This is a genomic window from Bradyrhizobium diazoefficiens USDA 110 (assembly GCF_000011365.1).
Lineage (GTDB): Bacteria > Pseudomonadota > Alphaproteobacteria > Rhizobiales > Xanthobacteraceae > Bradyrhizobium > Bradyrhizobium diazoefficiens.
Genome location: NC_004463.1, coordinates 8868289 through 8890341, shown reverse-complemented (window position 1 = coordinate 8890341; position 22053 = coordinate 8868289). Strand labels below are relative to the sequence as shown.

12 protein-coding genes and 1 tRNA gene are annotated in these 22053 nt (G+C 62.2%); 8 read left to right on the top strand and 5 right to left on the bottom strand.

Annotated features, from left to right (window positions below):
• Nucleotides 1–12 precede the first annotated feature (12 nt).
• Both rnpA and rpmH read right to left on the bottom strand, forming a co-directional pair.
• Nucleotides 13–411, bottom strand: a complete 399-nt coding sequence (rnpA, locus tag BJA_RS41090) for a ribonuclease P protein component (protein WP_011090819.1) — start codon at nucleotides 409–411, stop codon at nucleotides 13–15.
• Nucleotides 412–438: 27 nt separating this feature from the next.
• Nucleotides 439–573, bottom strand: a complete 135-nt coding sequence (gene rpmH, locus BJA_RS41085; RefSeq protein WP_008542748.1) for a 50S ribosomal protein L34 — start codon at nucleotides 571–573, stop codon at nucleotides 439–441.
• Between the two features lie 379 nt (nucleotides 574–952).
• Between rpmH and BJA_RS41080 the strand changes: the two genes are divergently transcribed.
• From BJA_RS41080 to BJA_RS41060, 7 genes are all read left to right on the top strand, one after another.
• Nucleotides 953–2452 (top strand): sensor histidine kinase, encoded by a 1500-nt coding sequence (locus BJA_RS41080; RefSeq protein ID WP_028175987.1) that lies wholly within the window; start codon nucleotides 953–955, stop codon nucleotides 2450–2452.
• A 264-nt stretch (nucleotides 2453–2716) separates the two neighbouring features.
• Nucleotides 2717–2793, top strand: a tRNA-Arg gene (locus BJA_RS41075).
• Between the two features lie 794 nt (nucleotides 2794–3587).
• Entirely contained in the window at nucleotides 3588–6644 is a 3057-nt protein-coding gene (locus tag BJA_RS41070) for a DEAD/DEAH box helicase (protein ID WP_236842156.1), read from the top strand.
• 30 nt (nucleotides 6645–6674) lie between these two features.
• Nucleotides 6675–7586, top strand: a complete 912-nt coding sequence (locus BJA_RS41065) for a DUF2971 domain-containing protein (protein WP_011090816.1) — start codon at nucleotides 6675–6677, stop codon at nucleotides 7584–7586.
• A gap of 55 nt (nucleotides 7587–7641) precedes the next feature.
• Nucleotides 7642–7776, top strand: coding sequence for a hypothetical protein (locus BJA_RS43785; protein WP_257784486.1), 135 nt, complete (start codon nucleotides 7642–7644; stop codon nucleotides 7774–7776).
• A 12-nt stretch (nucleotides 7777–7788) separates the two neighbouring features.
• A complete protein-coding gene (locus BJA_RS43780) occupies nucleotides 7789–8010 on the top strand; it encodes a phospholipase effector Tle1 domain-containing protein (protein ID WP_011090815.1) in 222 nt (73 codons plus the stop codon).
• Nucleotides 7931–9220 (top strand): phospholipase effector Tle1 domain-containing protein, encoded by a 1290-nt coding sequence (locus BJA_RS41060; protein ID WP_162494177.1) that lies wholly within the window; start codon nucleotides 7931–7933, stop codon nucleotides 9218–9220. Before BJA_RS43780 ends, BJA_RS41060 begins: the two co-directional genes overlap by 80 nt.
• A gap of 70 nt (nucleotides 9221–9290) precedes the next feature.
• On the opposite strand, the gene BJA_RS41055 is transcribed toward BJA_RS41060, so the two are convergent.
• A complete protein-coding gene (locus tag BJA_RS41055; protein ID WP_011090813.1) occupies nucleotides 9291–10166 on the bottom strand; it encodes a hypothetical protein in 876 nt (291 codons plus the stop codon).
• A 750-nt stretch (nucleotides 10167–10916) separates the two neighbouring features.
• Between BJA_RS41055 and BJA_RS41050 the strand changes: the two genes are divergently transcribed.
• On the top strand, nucleotides 10917–16112 hold the full coding sequence (locus BJA_RS41050) for a DUF4011 domain-containing protein (RefSeq protein ID WP_011090812.1): 5196 nt from the start codon (nucleotides 10917–10919) through the stop codon (nucleotides 16110–16112).
• Between the two features lie 10 nt (nucleotides 16113–16122).
• On the opposite strand, the gene BJA_RS41045 is transcribed toward BJA_RS41050, so the two are convergent.
• Both BJA_RS41045 and BJA_RS41040 read right to left on the bottom strand, forming a co-directional pair.
• A complete protein-coding gene (locus BJA_RS41045; protein WP_011090811.1) occupies nucleotides 16123–19422 on the bottom strand; it encodes a UvrD-helicase domain-containing protein in 3300 nt (1099 codons plus the stop codon).
• Complete coding sequence (locus tag BJA_RS41040) at nucleotides 19419–21962, bottom strand: PD-(D/E)XK nuclease family protein (RefSeq protein WP_162494176.1); 2544 nt, start codon at nucleotides 21960–21962, stop codon at nucleotides 19419–19421. Before BJA_RS41040 ends, BJA_RS41045 begins: the two co-directional genes overlap by 4 nt.
• Between the last annotated feature and the right edge of the window lie 91 nt (nucleotides 21963–22053).

Sequence of the window (22053 nt, the reverse complement as noted above, 5' to 3'; positions counted from 1 at the left end):
AATGTCTCGTCATCAATCCGTTTTGCGGCTGGCAGCAGGAGCGGTGCCGGGCCTCTGGCCGCGTCCCTTTGACTGTTCCTTGGCCGTATGCCGCGCGGGCTTCGAGAACGCTATGCGCAGATCGTCGAGCATGGTGGCGAAGGGGCGCGACAACGCGTCCCTTCGGCCGACCAGCACATAATCATGATGGGGCTGCATTAACACCGGCTCGAGCCGCTTCACGAGTTCGCGAAGCCGGCGCCGGATGCGATTGCGCTCGGGGGCGTTGCCGTTCTTTTTGGTGACGGTGAAGCCGATTCTGATCGGGCCGCTGTCGTCGCGGGGGCGGCTTTGCAGGACGAACGCGGGACTATTCACCCGCGCGCCATTGGCAACGGCGAGGAAATCCGCCCGCTGCCTCAGCCGATCCATGATGAAATCCCAAAAAGGGGGTCTGGCTCAGGCGCTCAGACGCTTGCGGCCGCGGGCGCGGCGGGCGGCGAGAACCTTGCGGCCGCCGGCAGTGGCGAGACGGGCACGGAAACCGTGACGGCGCTTGCGCACCAGTTTGCTGGGTTGATAAGTCCGCTTCACGGGTTTTTCTCCGCTGACCGGGCAATTTGCCTGTAGAATTGATGGTAAAGTCCCAACGATGCGGCCCAAAACGGGCCCTTTTTCGGCCCCAAGAGAGCCGCTCCCGGCGTCACACCGGGTCATCGCGGACAATTCGGGCGGCTTATATGCGAGCGCTCCCTTTTCGTCAACGCCGCGAGAGCGCAGGATTGCGCTGAATATCGCTGATTGTGCGGGGTTTTTAATCGTTGAGGTGGCGACTCGCCTTATCAGCGCCTACATCCCACCTTGGGAGATTAGCGATCCGTAATTTGACCGGACCGGGGGCGGGCCGCATCCTTCCTCCGCCAGATCGTTCACCGGCCAACTCAGTCGGGCCAAGTCAGTGAGGACGAATTTCGTGGCAGCGACAGACCTCCAGCCGATCCAGGATACGGATCAGCGGGACCCGCCGGCGATGCGGCCGCGCGGGCCTGCCGGCTTGGGGCTGTCAGGCAAGCTGCTGCTGCTCACGGTCCCCCTGGTGATGATCGCGGCCATCCTGCTCTACGTGCCCGCCATCGCCAACTTCTGGGTCAACCGGCTGAACGACCGCGTGGCCGCCGCCAACACGGCGGCGCTGGTGCTCGACGCCGCCCCGCTCGGCATGGTTCCCGATTCGCTGTCGCGCGAGATCCTGAAAAGCATCAATGCCCGCGCCGTCGCCATCAAGATGGGCCAGCAGCGCCGGCTGCTCGCCAGCGACAATCTGCCCGCCGCGATCGAGCACGACGTTGATCTCCGCGACATGACCGTATGGGAGGCGATCACCGGCTCGATCCAGATGATGCTGGAGACCGGCAACCAGGCCATCCGCATCGTCGGCCCCGGCGTCGGCAACGCCCAGTTCGTCGAGATCGTGACCGACGAATTGCCGCTGCGGCAGTCGATGTACCGCTTCTCCCGCAATGTCGTCGTGGTCGCGCTGATCATCGGGGTCTTGACCGCGGGCCTCGTCTATCTCGCGCTCCACTATCTCTTCGTGCGGCCGATGCGGCGGCTCACCGCGAGCCTGGTCGGCTTCCACGAAAACCCCGAGAGCTCGGCGCGGATCATCGTGCCGAGCCAGCGCAGCGACGAGATCGGGGTCGCCGAACGCGAATTGTCGGACATGCAGCGCGATTTGATGTCGATGCTGCATCAGAAGAGTCGGCTTGCCGCCCTCGGCCTCGCCGTCTCCAAGATCAACCACGATCTGCGCAATCTGCTGGCGTCGGCGCAGCTTTTGTCGGACCAGCTTGCCAGCGTGCCGGATCCGCGGGTGCAGCGCTTTGCGCCCAAGCTCGTGCGTTCGCTCGAGCGCGCCATCGCCTTCTGCCAGTCGACGCTGTCCTACGGCCGCGCCCAGGAGGCCTCGCCCGACCGCCGCATGATCCTGATCGAGCCTGTCGTGCTCGAGGTGCGCGAGACCGCCGGCCTTGCCAGCGATGCCTCGATCGCCTGGGTCGCCGCGATCGAGCGCGGGCTCGCGGTCGATGCCGACCCCGACCAGCTGTTCCGCGTGCTGCTCAACCTCGTCCGCAACGCCGCCCAGGCGCTGGAAAGTCATTCCTCCGGCGACGGCGGCGCGCAGCAGATCCGGATCACGGGCAAGCGCGAGGGCGCCGTCGCCATCCTGGAGGTCTCCGACACGGGTCCCGGCGTCCCCCAGAAGACCCGGGACCATCTGTTCGAGGCGTTCCAGACATCGGGCCGTCCCGGCGGCAGCGGGCTTGGTTTGGCCATCGCCGCCGAGCTCGTCCGCGCCCATGGCGGCGACATCCACCTGGTCGAAGGCACTATCGGCGCCACCTTCCGGATCGTCATCCCCGACCGCCCCGTGGAACTGCTCTCCATCCGCAACGAGCGGGCGCGGGCGTAAGTCGGTCAGCGGCCGAGCAACGGCGTCATTCCGGGGCGGCGCGAAGCGCCGAACCCGGAATCTAGAGGTTTGGGGTCGAGATTCCGCACTTCTCGCTTCGCGAGCCCGGAATGACCCGGGCGAAGTCGTCATTTCTCTACAAAATCTCCCCATCCCGGACCTTGCCAATCGGGACAAGAGCGGTTAGTCAGAGCGCTCTTTCGCACCCCTCCGGCGCTGTCCGGAGGCTGCCTGCGGGCCCTGCCCGCACTGTCCGCGAAAAACGCGCCCGTAGCTCAGCTGGATAGAGCATCAGACTACGAATCTGAGGGTCGGACGTTCGAATCGTTCCGGGCGCGCCATTTATCTTGCTGAAACAGCTTGATATTTTGCGCCGCAAGGCAGCTAGTCAATTTTCTAGTTTGCAGGCAGTTTGCAGAACTAACGCTTCTGCAGTCGGCAGGCCGCTGTGAACTGGCGGTTCTCTTTCGCCCATGAGAATGGTTGAGAGTCCCACTCTCTCCGCCACCGTCTACCGGCGTCAGAGTGGCTAATGCTGACCAAGCGGCCACACCGAAGTTACGTTCCAGGAGGTGCACTCCCGCCTCCTGCGCGAAACGCCGCGAGGACAGCGACAAGCCGGTAGGGGGACAGTCTCACGGTTGCGCATTGACGAAGGTGGCGAACCGCTTGCGCTCGTCTTTCACTGTCGAAGGTCGCGATCCTGGCTTCGCGATAGAATTCGAAGCGACCTTCCCAAGGTGACAACACGGCCTCCCGAAAGCGACAACGACCCATCTCGCGCGGCGAGCTGCTTCCGATTGCTGTTCAGGTCCAGTCCCGTCAGATCGAAGAGCAAAAGCGTCTCTCACCTGCCAGGGTCTTCGCTAAAGTGTTCGAGAGCGATCTGAGCGAACTCGACTAACGACACGGTCGGCGCTTCCGCTGAAGGGCTCAGTATCGCCAGCATCTCTGCAAATGCTCAGCCTATCAATCTGGATAACCTAACCCAAGGTTGCATAGATCGCGTCGCGCTATATTGATAGGTGGATTTGGGTTTGGCTGTGGGGCGTCCCTTTTTCATAACTCGGCCGTCGACAAGCAGTCGGTGTGCTAGTGCGCAAATAGTGTGTGTTCTGTTATGGCTGATCGGAATTTGAAGAAACTTGCACTTTGGAAGCACCAGCGTGATGCGGTGTTGACCGGCGAGGCATACTTCGCGTCCGGCAGCAAACGGGGCTGTTTGATCCATATGCCCACCGGCACCGGGAAGACCGGCGTCATGGCTGTCCTCGCTACAATGCGGGCAGCGTCAGAGCCCGTCCTCGTGGTCTGTCCATCCGCCGCACTCGTAGAACAGTTGATGTCTGAATTCCGATCGCGGTTTTGGGACACAATCGGTGCTGGACCGGAGTGGCGCCCCGATCAAGTCCTTCAGGCGCTGCCAGGTTCAGTTGGGCAACTCGGCGACAAACTGCGTGGATTTAGCGGTCAGCGGACTATCGTGGTCGCGACCATTCAAGCCGTGCAGCAGATCCACGCTACGCGCGACATCAGCCTGCTGAGGGGTACGATCGGGACGATCGTCTTCGACGAGGGACATCGGGAGCCGGCACCGCTTTGGGCTGCCGTCGTCCGCGAGTTCAATGTGCCGACCGTGCTCTTTAGCGCCACGCCCTTCCGGGGCGATTTGAAGGTGTTTAATGTCGACGAAGGCTACATTCATTTTCTCTCGTTCGAGCAGGCTGTTGCGGCCGCTCTAATCCGCGGCGTAGACGTGCGGAAGATGAATCTGTCGGATGATGCATCGACGTTCGCAGCTCAGGTGGTGGCCGAAACGGACCGACTCGCCGCAAACGGTCGCCTCGATCCCGGGTACAAGGTAATCGTGCGGGCAGGAAGCGAGGATACGGTCCTCGATCTGTACCATGCGTTCGTGGCCGTTTTGGCCGGGCGCAACGACGGGGTTATGGCGCTGCACAACAACTTCACTCTGACCGGACGACCGGGAGCGCAAATGCGGCCCGATGTACCGGCGGATCTGCGGCAAAGATCCGAGCGTTTCTTGCTCCATCAATTTATGCTGGTCGAGGGTATCGACGATCCAAGATGCTCGGTGCTCGCGCTGTACGAGCCCTTCGGCAATACGAGGATGCTGGTACAACAAGTCGGCCGGCTCACGCGCCAGTCTGCGCCTCTCGGAACGAAGATGCCCGAGGCATGCGTCCTGACCAGGCCTTCCGACGGCGTCGATCGTGATTGGGAAAGCTTTATCGCGTACGACAAGGCCTGCGTCGCGAACGGAGGCAAACCGCCGCTGCGCAACGGCGACGATGTACTCCGAGGCCTAGTCGCTGCCCTGCCACAGATGGATTACGTCAGTGGAAAGTTCCGCACGCGAATCGATCTCGACGATGCGGATCTCTCAGAAGATCTGCGGTTTCCACAGTCTGCGCTCGTCTATGACGTTTCCGACCAGTTTGACCTAGACAAATTTCAGACTGCGGTTTCCGAGGCACTCGATGCGGAAGACCGGTTTCAGCACCAAACTCGCGGTATTTCGGGAGGAAGCTGCCGCTATCACGTCACGCTACGGATGAACCAATCTCCTTTTCTTGCGGAGTATCTCTTTCAGGCGGCCTCGCTCGAGGTGACGATATACGCCCTGATCGGCAGACGCTTGTATTTTTACGACAGTGCCGGGCTGTGGATCGACGAACTTGGTGAGCTGACTGGTCGTCTTCGTCCCATGCAGTTGCGCTCGCTACTACCCGAAGACGTCGACAACACTGTTTCGTTTCTCGCGGTCAAGAATACCGATCTCGGACCTTCGGCTCTTCGATCGCGCTCGCTATCTGCGCGCTCCTTGGAACGGGCAGGCGTTTTTATGGGCGAGCACATGAACGTCGTCACGCGGGCGGGCGGGTGGGCGGATGGTACGCGGCGAGCGGTAGGATTCTCCCGCAGTCGTGTCAGAGACGGTGCGGGCACCGATCTGACCGCATCTGAGTTTCGCGACTGGTGCACGGAAATCGATGGCCTTCTGAAAGCAAAGCGACCCGGGTCCCAGATATTGTCGCGATTCGCCGCCCCGACCGACACGCCAGTCGACACCACGCCGATTAACATCCTGGTCGATATGCTAGAATTGACCGGGCAATTCAGCAGCCTGGCGACGCGAACCGATGCAAAGTTCGATCCGGATGGACTATGTGTGGATATCGAAAAAGACGCGACTCCTACCGCGCCGGCTCCTTTTCGCTTCGTGCTGAAGGTCGACGGTGCAGATGTGAAGGTTTGGATCAAATGGGATGTTAAGAAGCGCAAATACTGGCTTACTTCACCTTCTCTAAGCCAGGTCAAGTCGAAGTCGGAAGCAAAGGTCTCGCTCGCTAAGCGCCTGAACCAACTTCAACCGTTCAGGATAATAACTGCAGACCTGCAACATGCCTACGTCAACGGCGCGTTCTATGCGCTAGATCTCGATCTAGCGAAGACCGATGGTCCCGGAAGACTCGTTTTAGATCTTGTTACCCCAGTCAAACAACTGGGCGGGGTCACTTCGGAGAAGGGCGTTCCAACGGGAGCGGACCTCCCGACCTGGCAGCAAGGTTCTCTCTTCCGCGTTATCGACGACGCTCTCACGCAGAAGCGCGGTACACCAGAGTTCGGCGCCCCTTTTCCTGCCCTAGTCTGCGACGACTTTGGAACAGAGGCTGGCGACTTCATCGGCGTGGATGACAATCCGTCAAACGCGCGAGCGGTCTTCGTCGTGGCGAAACACAAGCCAGGCGACCCTGGCGTCTCCGCAGCGGATTTCTACGACGTATGCGGACAAGGAGTTAAAAATCTCGCCTTTCTAAAGAGCGATGGGGAAGATCTTCCAGGAGCGCTGACAAAGTTCGATCAGCCTTGGAAGCTGAGCAAAGGAAAGGGCAAGGCGAAAAGGACCGATCGCGTACAACGGACGCGAGCTGGTCCCGGATCTGCGGCGTTTCGCAAGATGCTCGCACGGGTCAAACAATCGCCCGGTGCCGAGCGCGAGATCTGGCTCGTTTGCGCAGGCGGAATGCTCTCCAAATCTGCACTTAAGCGAGAATTCTTATCTTCTCCGCCCAAGGCGCACGTATTGCAGTTTTACCATCTAGTGATCTCAACGTATTCGGCTTGCCAGTCGGTTGGGGTGAATCTCAAAATCTTTTCATCGCCGTGAGAAGCGGCATCCTGAGGGGGCGTCCGGATCATGCATCGTCGCGCGGAGAAGCTTGCCGATCGCTTCAATTTCGCCAGCGTGCAGCGCATGGCCAAGGGCAACGAACGGGGCGCTCCGACTGGACCACTCTTCCACTACACGTCGACGGCCGCGCTGGCCGGGATCATCGCTTCGGAAACTTTCTGGTTCACTAGCGTCTATCACATGGACGACGATCAGGAACTGTCCTTCGGATTCGGGATCTCCCATGCGCTGCTGAAGGCCGCGCTAGAACGTGAGGACGCCAACGTGCGGGTCTTCCTCAAACCCCTGGTCGAAGACGTCGGGTTCACGAGGATCAGGAACCGATTCGAATTCTACTCCGCCAGCTTCGGCCAAAAGGACGATTCCAGGCAGTGGACCGACTACGCCGGCGACGGCACGGGCGTCGCGATAGGCCTCGGGCCGAAGTTCTTCGGGTTCGAGAAGAAGGAGGACTACAAGCCGGAGGAGGAGACCTTCCTCGGGAAGGTCGAGTACGGAGAGCCTGCGGCGAAGATCCGCCATGCCGCGATCGTTGACAGCGCGGTGCAGACGATAAAGCAGGCACACAAGCAGGGACTGCTGCTTAAGGCGGAGGACGAAGAGGCATTCCTGCATCTGATGGCAGCCTACATGTACGTTGAGATCCTCTGGAATTCCGTGACGACGAAGTCCGACAAATGGTCCCATCAGATCGAGACCAGACTTTTGGCCGTTAACGACCTGAAGAACCCGAAAATCGAGATCAAGAACGCGCCAGCGCGTCCGCGCGTCGAGATTCCCCAGCCACGTCTGAAAGCTAACATCACCGAGGTCATGATGGGACCGAAGGCCGATGACGCGGCCCGGGCGAACGTTCGGAAGATTCTGGATGACAACGGTCTTCCAGATGTTCAGGTGACCGTGTCCGCGGCGGCCTAGCTTTTGTCATGTCAAGCAAAGCCGACCATGGCCGACTCACAGCGATGATGGCCCCATGATCGACGAGCACCGCACCCTAGTCGTGGAGATGAACCGCGACTTCACCGAATTCTGCGTGCGGCTGACAGAGCTGCGCCGCCAATTGTTCGACTGCATAGCAGAACCCTTCGTTCCCTTTCACTCCCTCTGACGGTGAGGTCGCATGCCCAAGAACATCCTGATTTTCTCGGACGGCACCGGTCAGGCCGGCGGCCTCCGTCCGGACGAGAACCGCTCGAACATCTACAAGCTCTATCGGGCGACCCGCTGCGGCCCCGACACCGCGATCGATCCGCGAGAGCAGCTTGCCTTCTACGACGCGGGTCTCGGTTCACGGCCGCCGGGCGGCGCTGTTCGTCACGCGCGCCTACCGCTGGTTGCATAACGTTGCCAGCCAGGCGACGGGGCTCGGCATCACAACCAACATCATCGACTGCTACGCCGCGATCATCCGGATGTGGGAGCCCGGCGACCGCATCTTCCTGTTCGGTTTCAGCCGCGGCGCCTACACCGTCCGGTGCCTCGCGGCCGTCCTGGGGCAGTGCGGGGTGCCGACGACGATGGCCGATGGTACGCCGCTCAGACGCGACGTCGGCACGACGACCCGCATCGCGCGTGAGGCGGTGAAGAAGGTCTATCAGCACGTTAGTTCGCCTAGAGATACGGAATATCTGCCGCAGCGCGAGGCGCTGGCGAGGCGCTTTCGCGAGCGGTACGGCAGCGACGCCGGCGGCGCATCCAACGCGGTGCCGTTCTTCATCGGGGTGTTCGACACGGTCGCGTCCCTCGGCAGCTACGCGCTCTCAGCCGCTCTGGTCGGGGCGACCACCGTCGTCATCGCCGCCTTGAGCTACCTGCAGTCGTTCTTCCTGTTTCCCTTCCTCCCCACGTTTCTTTGGACTGTCGCCGACGCGGCGGTCGCAGCGACCATCGGATACGTCGCGACCCACCTGAAGTACGCCGTCGGTCTGTCGGGCTATTCGTTCCTCAAGACGCTCCATCTCGCTTCGCCGAAGATGAGGTTCTACGACCTGAACCTGAACAACGCGATCTGGTACGCACGCCACGCCATGTCGATCGACGAGAACCGCGCCGACTTCGCGCGCGTTCCGTGGGGCGGATCGCACAACAAGGGGCCGCAGCGCCCTGACGAATATCCGGATTGGCTGCAGCAGGTCTGGTTCGCCGGAAACCACTCGGACATCGGCGGCAGCTATCCGGAAAACGAAGCGCGCCTGTCAGATATCTCGTTGGGGTGGATGGTGCACGCCGCCAAGAACCTACCCGACGGCACGACGCCCGACGGGTTCGGCATCAGGGTGGACGATCGGTACATGACGCTCCATCCGGATCCGCTCGGCCCACAGCACGATGAGCGCGAACCTGGCTATCTGCGTGGGCGATTCAAATGGACTGAAGGCCTGCGCGAAGTCCAGGACGAGGCGGTCCTGCATTCGAGTGTCCTCGCGCGCTTTGCCGCCACCGACGGGGTTCAGCACTTCTATGCGCGCGCAGACTATCGACCGCCGAACTTACGTGGCCACACGAAAGTAAAACAATACTATACCGCACTCCCCGCAGGCGATTGCTCGTAGGTCGCCAAGGGCGGCTCGCGTGTGGCTATGAAGATCGTAGAGGGATAAGCCGCCGGATCAGGTGACTCGCTCAGAACGGCAGAAAGTCGTCGGCATCCGGTTCAAAACCGTGGAGCTTTCCCTCCACCCTTGCGACCAGCCTCCTCATTAAGTCGGCTGTCTCCTGGACGTAAGCTTTGCTGAATACCTCAAGCCGGTTGCCTTTGCTGTCGCGACCGTTCCGATGGACGCAGTCGTGCCGGTACTCAATGGCCTTGAATAGCTTGTCCTTGTCGTCGCCGAGGAGCTCAAACAGATCGATGTCAGCAGCAATTTGGTAGAGCGCGCGCACTCTTGGGATATTGTGATACACAATCGATCGCAAATGTCCGAGCACCTCTGCTCGCACTAGCTCTTTCCCGCTTGCGATCTCGGCTAGGGTGAATTTCTTTTCCTTGAGCTCTTTGTCTTTGGCGAGGAGGCGATTCATTGCCGCCGCGTCATTAGACACCAGGTTGATCAGTGTGTCGGAGAGGTAGGATTCGAGAGCGCCTATATTGTGTGAGAAAACCATCCGGTTGACGAGATGGGCGCCTTCACCGCCGTGCTCAGTCAGCAGATCGCCGGTGTGGTGATACGAGTCATTAAATACCGCCTCCGGATGGTCGGACGTATCGAAGTCGAACCAGTCCTCATCGTTCCCGGCGTATCGTGCGATTTCAGCTTCGACGATCGTGTCGCCGTGGTCATCAAGCGTGATCTCACAACTGCTCACGGTGTTGAAGCAATACCCGTTGAACACAGTCTCACATTTCGGACACGTTATCTCGACCGGGCCTTCGGCGACGGCGTCGGTTGCGCGCTCAGCTTCATAGCTCGGTTCCGGAACTTCCACGTTGTCCGACACAGCGCGCTTGCATTTCGGGCACACAAAGCGGGCAGTCGTCTCGAATCGGTGAATTGCCATGTGACGTTTCCTAAGAGGCCCCCGTGTATGAGCTATCCCGTAAATGGTGTGGATACCAATGGCGAGGGTGGCCTACGAGACCGATCTTCTGAAACAGGCGCCATTGCGCTGGTCGATGAAGAAAGCGGACTGCATGGTCTCGAATTCCGTTCCGAGCTCGAACTCGACGGCGACTCTGTGACCGCGCCGATCCCCGATTCCTACGGGAAGTTCGGATATGGGACATACCACCACATTTGCCCTCTCTGTCGCGTAACGGCGCCGAACCCGAGATGCGCGACGATGGGACCCACTCCACCGATTACGAAACGATTGACGCGTGCGTGTTTAAACGTGGGCGCGCCGATCCCACTTATCGCCCGCCAATCTCCTCGAATGGGCAGGGCGCAAGAAAGTCGATCCTAGCCAGATGCTGAATTCCATAGAGTCCGACAAGCCAGAGGAGGTAGTTTCCGATCAATAGTTGCTAGACATGCGCTGTCCTTAGTTTTTCGCCTGCGGTCAACGCAGGCGGAGCCTGAGGACCGCCCAAACGCTTCCGCACATATCTTTTGGCCGGTTGCGGCGCGAAACGCGTTGCCATCATTGAACCAAAGAGGGGTTTGCTTTCGCTTGCGGGCCGGTTGTCCACGAGGCAATATGCAAGCGAAATCAAGGGGGCATAGCTTGTTCTGAGAGGCCGGCGTCGGCAATTTCACGAGGAACGAGACGGCGTGCCTGGCGATCCAGTTCAGGTGGCAGTTTCGGTTCATGACGACGTTCGGGGCAAATAGCGACAACAACCATTTTCGCTCGACCGAGTCCGGTGAGGGCGGCGCCGGCATCGCCGAATTGGTGCGGGAAGGCGTCCGTAAAGCCCGCGAAAAGCTGATCGACCTCAGCATGCGCAATGCGATGCTGAATTTTCGTCACTCGGAGACATCGGCAAAGCACGTCCGCATCGTCGATGAGGACATCGCCCTGCTGATTGGAACTTTGGCCTCGGGCAAGTCCCTCGACGTCATTCCGATCCCACCCGTCGAGCAGGTGCCACGGGACGAGGAAACCGACGGTTTCCGAAGCGCCCTGAAGACAGCAAAGGAAACCGATCCCGAGTGGCTGGCCGCCGAAGACGCGCGTCGTGCTGCCGGCAACCGTCGCCGCGCCAAGGACAAGGTGGCGGAGCGGGCGCTCCGCGATCGCGTGCGGGCGAAGCTCGGGATGCCGGAATGGCGGGTCGCGACCGATGCGCGGGCAAGAGCCCGAGAGCTGGGAATTGACCCTTCGTACGATCTGCCGCCGTCCAAGCGTTCCACGCAGCGGCATCACGCGGACAATACCCTACAAACACTCTTTTTCCCGGACCGCCTGGAGCCGAAGCTGGCCAGCATTCACAGCGCCGCGCGCGCGCTTCAAGAGGATGCCGGGCTGAGCGCGCTATACTTCGCGGTCGGTTTTCTCGAATGGTACGAACAGGACGATTCGACAGATCCAGTCTATGCACCCCTCGTCTTGTTGCCCGTCAACATGGAGAAGCGCATTGCCAACGGCGAGTACGTCTTCTCCATCGCGGGCAGGGACGACGACGAAGCAAGCAACGTCGCGCTCCGCGAAAAGCTGAAGCGCTTCGCAATCGATCTTCCGGAATACGATCCCGAAACGGGAATCGAAGCCTATCTCTCCAGCGTCACCGACTGCCTCAACAACAAGCCGAGATGGAAGGTTCGGCGTTTCGCGACTATCGGGCTCTTCTCGTTCGCCCGTCAGGCGATGTGGAGCGATCTCGATTCGTCGCGATGGCCGGCAGAGGCGAGGCCCGAAGCACATCCGCTGCTCGGGCAAGTCTACGGCGATGTCGTCGGCGAGCACGCCGACAATGTGGCTCCGGTCTACGACGTGGACGAGCCGCAACTGGAATCCCAGGCGCCCGCGCTCGTCATCGAAGCCGATGCATCGCAGCTCAGCGCCGTGATCGACGCCACGACCGGCAAGAACCTCGTGATCCAGGGGCCGCCTGGCACGGGAAAGTCGCAGGCGATCACCAACATCATCGCCAACGCTCTCTGGCACGGCAAGACGGTCTTGTTCGTCTCCGAGAAGATGGCGGCGCTGAAGGTGGTGAAGGACCGGCTCGATCACATGGGTCTCGGTCTCTATTGCCTGGAAGTGCACTCGGCAAAGGCTTCGAAGGCATCCGTCCTGAAGTCGATCCGCGAGCGGATGGAAACTCCGCGCAGCGTGGCGAACGTCCAGGAGGTCGAGAGTGCCCGCGAAGCTCTTCGGCAGGCGCGACACCGCCTCACCGAGTACGCGAGCCTGATGAACAGTTCGGCCGGCACTACCGGCCTCAGCGTGCACCAAGTGCTTTGGGGCGATTTCACGAGAGCAGGCCAGGAGCCCGCGCCGCCAAAGCCGACGGCCGAGTTCCGCCTTCCGGATGTTCTGAACATCGACCGCTTCAAGCTCGCTGAACTTGTCGGAGTAGGCAGAGCCCTGGACGATTGGGCGGCAGGGATGGGGACCGCGGCCGAACCGGCGCACCAGCCGTGGAGGGGGGTCGGCAATCTCAACCTGAACCGATTTGATCGCGCCAGGGCGGTGGAAGTCGTCGCACGGTGGGCCGACGCTCTCAGACGGCTCCAACGGAACGTCGAATCGCTTTCCGTCTTGGCGTCGTGGGAAGGAATCGCCTCGCCCGACGACGCCTCCTCGGCCGCCGGAATCGTCTCGCGCTTGCCTGCGGCCGACGAAGATGTCGAGGACAAGCTGCTCGTCACCTCGACCGGCGAAGCTGCCCGCAAATCGCTCGACGATTGGGCCGATCGCTGCGTGAGGGCCCATGATCTCGAGTTGCAGGTCGACGGAATCTGCTCCAGGCAGGCCCTCGAATCCGACGGCGAGGCGATAGAGCCTCTGTTGGAGAAGGCAGCAGCCTTCGACGTAGCCGGTCTGACGGTGGAAGAGATATCCAGGGCTTTCGACTCGGCGAGGCAATCCGCGGGCAGGCTTCGGTCCCTCGTCCGGTTGATGACGGACCTTCTCGACGCGGCGGGGCGCGATCCCAATGCCGCTTCCGACGTCAAGTCCGAGGCGATGGCGGCCGGCTATCTTCTCGTCATTCCCAAGCTCCGGCAGGACAATCTTCGCTATCGCTCGCAGGCGCTGACTACGGACTCGGTCGTCGACGATCTGGATGCCGCCCGCGAGCTCGCCGGCGAGGCCCGTTCCGCGGCGATCGAAGCGCGCTTCTCCGAACAGGCCACGACGGGGCTCGCCGATTCGATTCCGTCCGCGGCGGAGCTTCGCCGAGCTGCGGGAACGTTTCGCTCCACGGGCTTCTTCGGCAGACTCTTCGGCGGAGAATGGCGGACGGCACCAGCGGTCTGCCGTCAAACGTTTCCGGACGAGCCCAAACTCCCGCCCGCCGACGCCGCAAAGCGGTTGCTCGCCGCGGCGCTGTGGAAGGATCGTCTGCAGAGATTGGAGGAACGCGCCGAAGCCAAGGCCGCCGCCGGCCGTCACTGGAAGGGACCGGAAACTCCGTTCGACCGTCTCATCGAAGTGTCGGGCTGGATGCGTTCCGTGCAAAAGGTGACGCCGCCCGGCGAGGCAGGCGGACGAGAGCTGCGTCGGCTGGCTTTCGAGGGCGGATCGGACGAATTCGCAATGCTCGTTCGCTTCGCGGAAGCCGCCGAAAGCCTGAATCTCGTCGAGGCTTTCCAGACCGCGTTCGCCTCGCGTTCGACGATCCGCACGGAGGCCGATCGTCTGGAGGCGCGAGCGTCCGCCTTGGATTCGATCGTGAACGCCAGCCGCAAATTCGGCATCCAAGCAAGCCAACCCGTCTCCGCCCTTGCGAAGGCCCGACAAATGCAGACGGAAGCCAAAGCGTTGCGACAGCAGATGGCGGCCGACGTCATGGCGACGAACGTCTGCGCGTCGATATCGACGGGGTCCGAACTCGAGCGGGCCAGAAAAATTCATGCGACGACCCGTTTCGTCGCAGGCGTGCAGTCGATGCAGCTTCCTCCTCCCGTCGCCCGTTATCTACTGCAGGAAGGTTACGCCGATCGCTCCTCCGGCTTGAAGCGTGCCGCGGAAGCCATGAGCGGAGCCGTCGCCGACGTCGAGCGCGCCGCCGCGGAAGCGGATGAACTCCTTATGTTGCGCCCCGAAGAATGGTGCGGCGGCCCCCCGAACGTTGCGCCGATCCGGATGCAATTGGAGAAGTGCGAGCGAGCATCCCAGGCTCCGGATGCGCTCGAGAAGCAGATCACGTTGCTTTCGACGGAGCTCGAAGCCGTGAATTTGGGCTTGAGCGACCTTATCCGTTGCTGGCCCGCGGAGGGGCTCCGCTACGCGGGTGTCGCGCTCGCGGTGGAAGCCGCGTTCTATCGCTCTGCCGCGGAGAAGCTCATGCGGGAGCATCCCGTCCTGACGCGGCATGCAGGTAACACTCACGAGCAGGTGCGCAAGCGGTTCCAGGATCTGGATCGCGAGATCCTTCAACTCAATCGCAAGATGGTCGCCGCCCAGCTCCGTGCTCGGCCGATTCCGCCCGGTCGGCGCGCAGGTTCGACGCGCGATTATACCGACAACGAGATGCTTACGCACCAAACCGGCCTGCAACAGCCGCGGATCGCGCTTCGCCGCCTGTTCTCGAATGCGGGCAACGCAATCCGCTCCTACACGCCTTGCGTGATGATGAGTCCCATGTCCGTCGCGCAGTATCTCGAGCCCGGCCGTCACAGCTTCGATCTGCTGGTGGTCGATGAGGCTTCGCAGATGCGCCCCGAGGACGCGCTCGGCGCGATGCTGCGTTGCAAGCAAGCGGTCATCGTCGGGGATCCCGAGCAATTGCCGCCCACCGATTTCTTCAGCGCGTCGGACGATCCGAGCGACGAGAAGGCGGAGGATGCGCCCGAAGAATCGATTCTCGAGCTTGGCCGTCGTTGTTGGCATCCGATGCGGATGCTGGAGGTCCACTATCGTTCTCGTCACCAGAGCCTGATCGCGTACTCCAATCGCGAGTTCTACGGCGAGCGCCTGCTGGTGTATCCCAGCCCGGTGCTCGAGGATCCGGATTTCGGAGTGTCGTGCCGGAAGGTCGACGGCGCCTATGAGGTCGGCCAGGGGCGGAATCCCGCGGAGGCCCGCGCGATCGTGGAAGAAGCCGCGCAGTTGATGCGGACGCGGGCCGATCGTTCGATCGGAATCGTCGCGATGAATCAAGCGCAGCGAGATCTCATCGAAACTCTCATGGACGAGCGAGCCACCACGGATCAGGACGTTCAGGCATATCGCGAGAAGTGGGCCGACAATCTGGAAGACTTCTTCGTCAAGAACCTCGAAAACGTGCAAGGTGACGAGCGGGACGTCATATTGATCTCGACGGTCTACGGCCCGACCGCCGAAGGCGTTTTCCACCAGCGTTTCGGCCCGTTGAATAGGGCCTATGGCCATCGGCGCCTCAACGTTTTGTTCACTCGCGCGAAGCGCAGGCTCACGGTCTTCACCTCGATGGATCCCGGTAATATCGTCGCGGACGGAAATCGTCGGGGTGTTCGGGTTCTGAAGGAGTTTCTGGAATACGCGAGCCGCGGCTCCTTCACGCCGGGCCGCGAGACCGGGGAGGAGCCCGACAGCGATTTCGAGCGATGGTTCCTGTCACGCCTGAAGGCGGCGAACTACCAGGCACATCCTCAGGTCGGCGTTGCGAAGTACCGCATCGACATCGGCGTGGTACATCCCGACAAGCCGGGAAGTTACATCCTCGGGGTCGAGTGCGACGGGGCCACGTACCACTCGTCCAAGTCGGCGCGCGATCGCGATCGTCTGAGACAGGATGTCCTCGAAGGACTGAACTGGCGAATCTACAGGATTTGGTCGACGGACTGGTACCGCGATCCCGAGCGAGAATTCAATCGGCTGATCGAGCGTATCGAGCGGCTCAGGGCGCCCGGATGAAAATCGGCGTTCATCGCGGGACGAGGGTGACCCAATCGAGGCGGCCGGACGTCATGTAGACCACGGCCCCTTTCCGAGCTCCGATCGCGTAAAGATATTGAGCGAGCTGCTGCCGATAAGCGGAGCGGTCGGTATCTTTGGGCGCGGCGTCGCTCTTCCAATCGAAGGCGACGGTGTCGCCGTCTTCGGTGCGCGCAATCGCGTCGGCGCGGCCCACGATCAGATGGTCGGCGCCGGCGGCCGCCACGGCATGGATCGGTACCTCCGCCATCAGTCCGCTGCGAAAGGGCTTCAGTTCGGGCAGCCGGATAGTCTTGAGGGCCGTGGCCGCGAGCTCTTCCGCATCTACGGTAGTGGACGGCGAGACGGAAAACAGTTGATCGCGAAGCTGCGCCGCTCTCGAAGCGGCATCTTCGGAGCTTTCGACGAGTTCGCCGGTCACAAGTTCTTCCATCAACTTGTGCAGCAGAATGCCGCGTATGCGTCCGCCCTCTACTGTCGTCCGGGCGCGGAGCGGCTCGTCATCACCCGCCTCCCATGCGAGCTGCTCCGTGATCACATCGGGGTCGCCCTCGCTCGGCGTGATCCACCGAACCTTCGGTGCCGCTTCGAGCCGGGCTCGCTCCTCTGCGAAGATTTCGGCGCTCTGAAGATTCTCGGCCGCGCTCGACGGAGAAACTCTGGCGCGAGGAAAGCCCGAGATGTCCAGCTGCGGTATGGTGTCGGACCGGAAGCTCAGCAGCTTGGCCCACGAGTCGTCGTTGCTCCAAGAGAAGTCCGGAATAATGAGGCTTTCCATGGCCCGCGTGCAGGCGACGTAGAGGAGCCGCAGATTCTCGGCTCGCTTTTCAGCTTCCTCCGTAAGAAGAGCATCTGCAAGGCTCGGCGGGATTATCTTACCGAGAGCCCAGTGCAGGCTCTCGTCGCTGCGCCGGTACACGAAGGTCTCGGAACGCCGCGGCATGGACGCCCGATTGATAGGAATGACCACCGGCCACTCGAGACCCTTTGAAGAATGAACCGTGACGATCTCGATCGATTGTCCGTCGGCTTCGACCATGCCCTCCGCGGAACTCGAACCGTCGGACCACTCTTCGTCGATATCTCTCGCGAACCGCGCGAACCCGCGAACCCGGTAGCTACGAGCGCGTTCGAGGAACCCATCGATGTTCGCCAGCGATCTGACCGCCTGGTCCGCGCTCCTCGCTGCGACGATGCTGCGCACGCGCAACCGCTCGATTGCTTCCGCGAGGATCATTGCCGGACTGGTTCCGTTCACGCGTCTGCGGAGATCGCCGAGAATGCCGAGAACTTCGCGCGCGGTGTCGTGATGGACTGTCGCCGGATCGGTCAGGATCGTCAGTCCGGCGATTTGGTCGGGATCCTCCGAAGGCGGGAGGTCCGACGTGATGTCCAGAAGTTCGCGTTCGGTCAGGCCAACCAACGGTCCGCGCAATAGGGCTCCGAGCGCGAGAGTATCCCGAGGATCGGCGAGAGCCCTGACCAGTGCCACGAGGTCCTGGGCTTCCTGTCTCTTGAACAGGTTCTTTCCGGCCTGCGATGCGAATGGAATTCCGGCCTCCTCCAAGGCCCGCTCGTACCGCCATAGATCGGTCGAGACGGGAGCCAACAGCGCGATGTCGCCGGGGGTCAGTCGACGCGCTCTACCGTCGTTGAGCTTCAGCTCGACATTCCCGATAAGCCGAGCGCATACCTCGGCGACGACGCGGGCTTCTTCGTCCCGCGCACTGGCGACGTTCGTTTCGGGAGGGAGTTCAACGGATATCTTCGCGACGCCCGGCAAGGCGTTGTCGGAAGCGCCGCGGGTCGCGTGCAATGCGACGTATCCAGCTTGCTGTTGCGATAGATGCTCCGAGAAGCATTCGTTGACGTGGCGCAGGATCGGGTCGCGCGAGCGAAAGTTTGCGGAGACCTTGACTATGTTGCCGGGAAATTGGCGCTCGATGGATTGTCGGACAGTGAGATAGGTCGCGAGGTCGGCGCCGCGAAATCGGTATATCGCCTGCTTGGGGTCGCCCACGACGAATAGCTGCCCCGGCCTCAGCGCTTTTGTGTGCCATGCGGCGGCGTCCGCGGCGTCGGAGCACAGCAGAAAGATTATCTCCGCCTGGAGCGGGTCGGTGTCCTGGAATTCGTCGACGAGGATGCGGGAGAACCGCTCGCCGGCCGTGTTCCGCACGATCGGAAAATCGCGCAGCACTTGACGACAGGTATACAGCAGATCGTCGAAGTCGAGAACGGCGGCACTTCGTTTGAACGCTTCGTAGTCGGCCAGCACGCCGTCGAGTTCGTTCGAAAAGCTGCCGATGATGGCGGTCGCGATCCGACCCATCAAGGCCCCGTACGCCGTGCGACATCGTGCGTAGTGTTCCTCGGCCTGGTCGGCCAACCGATCGCCGTCAGCCTTGCCGGCTACCTTCCGCCACAAGGAGCGGCGTCTGTAGTCGAGCAATACCGATGCGTCCTTCCGCATGATGGGCAGGTGTGGTGGGTGGGCCAGCTCCCAGAGACGCTCGAAGCCGGGAAGGGGGGTGAAGGCCCCGTCGAAGTGAGAGGCGAGGGCCTCGAGAGCGACGATGTCCGGATCGGCTTCGGGTGGAACGTCGACGTGATCGCACCAGCGGCGAAATTCGCGCACGCTTTCGATGAACTCCAGATCTGCGCTCGGATCGAGGTCCGAGGGCTGAGGCTTGGCCGAACGATAGCGTCGACGGAACTTCGAGAAGCTGCGCAGTAGTTCCTCGGCGCGAGTCGGGTTTCTGCGGGCCACTACAGCAATAGGGTCGTCCGCTGCAGCGTGAGGTCGGTCGAGCCGATCCCGCCACCATCGATCGAAGGTCGAATCGAACAGGAAATCCGCGTGGTCCGCATCGAGCACCTCGGCGCCCGGATCGATTCCGGCTTCCACCGAATAAGACAGCAGAAGGTCGTGACAATAGGAATGGATCGTTCCGCATGTCAGCTCGTCAAGCCGCTCGGCGGCCACCGCCAGCGATCGCCTTTGTTCCGGCGTGGGGCCGTCGGGCAGACAAAGCCGAAGCTCGCGCGGAACGGCGCCGCCGAGCAGAGCTTCCAGATAGGTCGAAATGCGATGCCGCAATTCGCCCGCCGCGAGCTCGGTGAAAGTGATGGCAACGATCGCGCCTGGAGATGTGCCGGAGGCCATCAGCATCACGACGCGTCCGGCGAGGAGAGAAGTCTTGCCCGTTCCGGCGCCCGCCTCGACCAGCAGCGTCGAATCCAGATCCGTCAGAACCCGCCTGCGCTCGGCATCGTCGACCACGGTCATTCCGAACTCCAGAGCCGAGCGATGCCTACGCTCGCCTTGCCGAATGCCGGTCGCTTGCGTCGCTGATAGCCGGGAGAAGCGGGAAGCGCCAATCGCAGGTCGTTGGTCCGCTCGAACGAGTCGGGGCCGGGCACAGCGGTGCCCCTCATCAGCATGGAGACCACGACGTTGACGAATGTTGCGATCTGTTCGATTGCACCATCGAGATCCCGGAGCTTGTAGGCGGGTTGCCCGCCGCGCAAGTAGAGGAGCCTGGCGACGATCTGCGGCTCGCCCGGCAGGAGTTGTCGGCAGACGAGCCCATAGAGCGCACGCTGCAACTCGGAGCCTCCTCCGATGCTCATGCGCTGGACGTTCCTCGGGGGCTCGCTGGTCTTGTAGTCCGTGACGCGTGCCGCGGTGGGCTCCGTCCGCAGGTCCAGACGGTCGATGGTACCGCGGAGCCGGATGGGGGTGTTCGGCATGCACACCGGCAAGGTGGCGTCCCAAGGCAGCTCCCGACCGGCGAAGAAATCATCGCGTTGCCCGAACTCCACTTCGGTCCAGCTCCGCGTGGTGGCTTCCGCGATCTCTTTGCGCAGCAAACCGATCATCGCAAGAGACACGGCATAGTCGACGGTATTTCTCCAGAGCAAGCTCGGCGGTACAGGGCCTTCGAGCGGCCATGCCTCCCGCACGACGCGAGCGGCTTGCTCTAGCGCGGTCTCGATCTCCTGATCGGACGCGCGTGCATAGCCAGGTCGCGGTTCGAGCAAGTCGACCGCACGCCGCAGCAACTCGTGAACCAACCTTCCGAAGGCGTCGGGCGCGATCGAGAGCGGCTGCTCGCGATCTTGCGGGGTTCGCCAGCCGAGCGCGTAGCGCCACACGAACGCCATGGGATCCCGCAGCATGAGCCGAAGCGAAGTCGCCGACTGCACCCGCTCGATCGCCTGTCGCATGGCGGGATGTTCTGCGGAAAACTGCGCGTCATAAGGCGTGAGGCGTTCTTCGTGCCAACTCGTCCAGCATGCGTTCGCCGAACCGATGCGCGCGATCTTCACCGCGTCCGCCGGGCGAGCCATCAGACGGTCGGCCTCGTTCCAGGCGTGCTCGGGGATGCGCGCCCGCGAGAGCGGGGTTTCCGGGCGATCCCGCAGCAGAGGGCTTCGTCCGACGCGACTGCCCTGCGCGCTCCGGCGACTGCGCGAAAGCACCACTTCGCGAGCCGCACCGGTGACGATGGCGTCGAAATGCCTCCGGTCGGCCCTGGCCGTCGGATCGACGTCGAACTCGCTCGAGGAAAGCACGTGATTGGGGAGGATGGAATCCTCTCCGGAGCGTCGCGGCCAGGCGCGATTCGTGAGACCAAGCAGCCGGGCATAGGGTCGGGGAGCGTTCGCGAGAATCCGCGCGGTAGTCCACGCGATCGAATCCGCCGCGTCGAATTCCGAAGGGAACCGCGCGCTTTGTAGTGCGAATTCTATGGCTTCAGGTGGTCCCGTTCGCAGGGCGGTCTGCCAAAGTTGGGCCGAACGGCCACGCAGAACAAGTTCGGCGGCTTCGCGGGCTGCCGCGATCCCTTTGCCGAGGACTTCCAGTATGGGGATCGCAGCCCGTAGTCCGATCGACGATTCGTCGTCCAGAACCGCCGTCGAAATTGCGCGGCACCAATCCTCTATCCTGACCAGAGCGGCTCCGCGCGGGATCGACGACAACCAGCCCCGAGGCAGTTGGTCGAGAGCGTCGCCTTCTCCTCGACACAAGGACGCGAGGCGCCGAACCCGCGACTGGCTCAGGCCATGAAGCAGGACATCCGCCAGCGCCGCCGCTCGTTGGCCGTCCCGGGTGGCAAGTGCGGGAATGCCGTGGACGAAGTGCAACCTCAGACCCGAGTCCGTAACCGCGGCGTAGAAGTGGTCGTCCCAGGCAGTGGTGTTGGCGGACGCGATGGCTATCTCGTGAGGCCGTGCCTTGCCCGATGTTATGAGTTGGCGAGCCCAGCGGAGGCTCTCGACCACTTCGTGTCGCGGATCCGCGCAGGAAACGGCTGTGGTCGACGGCTCGCAATGGTCGGCCTCGTGGCGAACGATCGGGCCCGAAAACCAGTGCGTCTCGGCGCAGTCAGGAGCTCGCCATTCGACCGGCACGTGTTCGGCAAGAGCGAGGATCAAAGGGCGCCAATTCGGAGCGATGAAGCTAAGACGCTCGATAGTGACTGAGCCAACGAGCCGCGGCGCAAATCGTATCCTTGCGATCGCCGCAATCCTCAGGTCATGCGGCAGCATCGCGGTGCCGGGAAGGTGATGCCTCACGCGCTGCTCGATCAGCGCCAAATCATCGAGGCGGGCGGCAGTCTGCTTTCCGTCGAGGCGGATTCCGGCGTCCCAGACCATGCGCAAGCTTCGCGAGACCGCTCTGGTCATGCCCGGAAGGTGCCGCACGCTCTCCAGTTCGGCAAAATTGCCTTCATCGAGCGCCCTTTGGATGGCGTGCTCGAGCTGTTCGAGCGTGACGGGCGCCGAGAAGCCGCCGGCAAGCCGCGCGGCGAGTTGGGGCAAGTTTACGATTTGGCGGCCGCACTCGTTCGCCCGCGCTGCTTCCGCGCGGCGCATTTGGTAGGCGAGGGACCCTTCGATAATTGTTGTCCGA

Excerpts from the sequence above, each read along its gene's own strand:
- rnpA (WP_011090819.1), bottom strand. The coding sequence starts at position 411 with ATGGATCGGCTGAGGCAGCGGGCGGATTTCCTCGCCGTTGCCAATGGC.
- BJA_RS41065 (WP_011090816.1), top strand. The coding sequence starts at position 6,675 with ATGCATCGTCGCGCGGAGAAGCTTGCCGATCGCTTCAATTTCGCCAGC.
- BJA_RS43785 (WP_257784486.1), top strand. The coding sequence starts at position 7,642 with ATGATCGACGAGCACCGCACCCTAGTCGTGGAGATGAACCGCGACTTC.
- BJA_RS43780 (WP_011090815.1), top strand. The coding sequence starts at position 7,789 with ATGCCCAAGAACATCCTGATTTTCTCGGACGGCACCGGTCAGGCCGGC.
- BJA_RS41055 (WP_011090813.1), bottom strand. The coding sequence starts at position 10,166 with ATGGCAATTCACCGATTCGAGACGACTGCCCGCTTTGTGTGCCCGAAA.
- BJA_RS41050 (WP_011090812.1), top strand. The coding sequence starts at position 10,917 with ATGACGACGTTCGGGGCAAATAGCGACAACAACCATTTTCGCTCGACC.
- BJA_RS41045 (WP_011090811.1), bottom strand. The coding sequence starts at position 19,422 with ATGACCGTGGTCGACGATGCCGAGCGCAGGCGGGTTCTGACGGATCTG.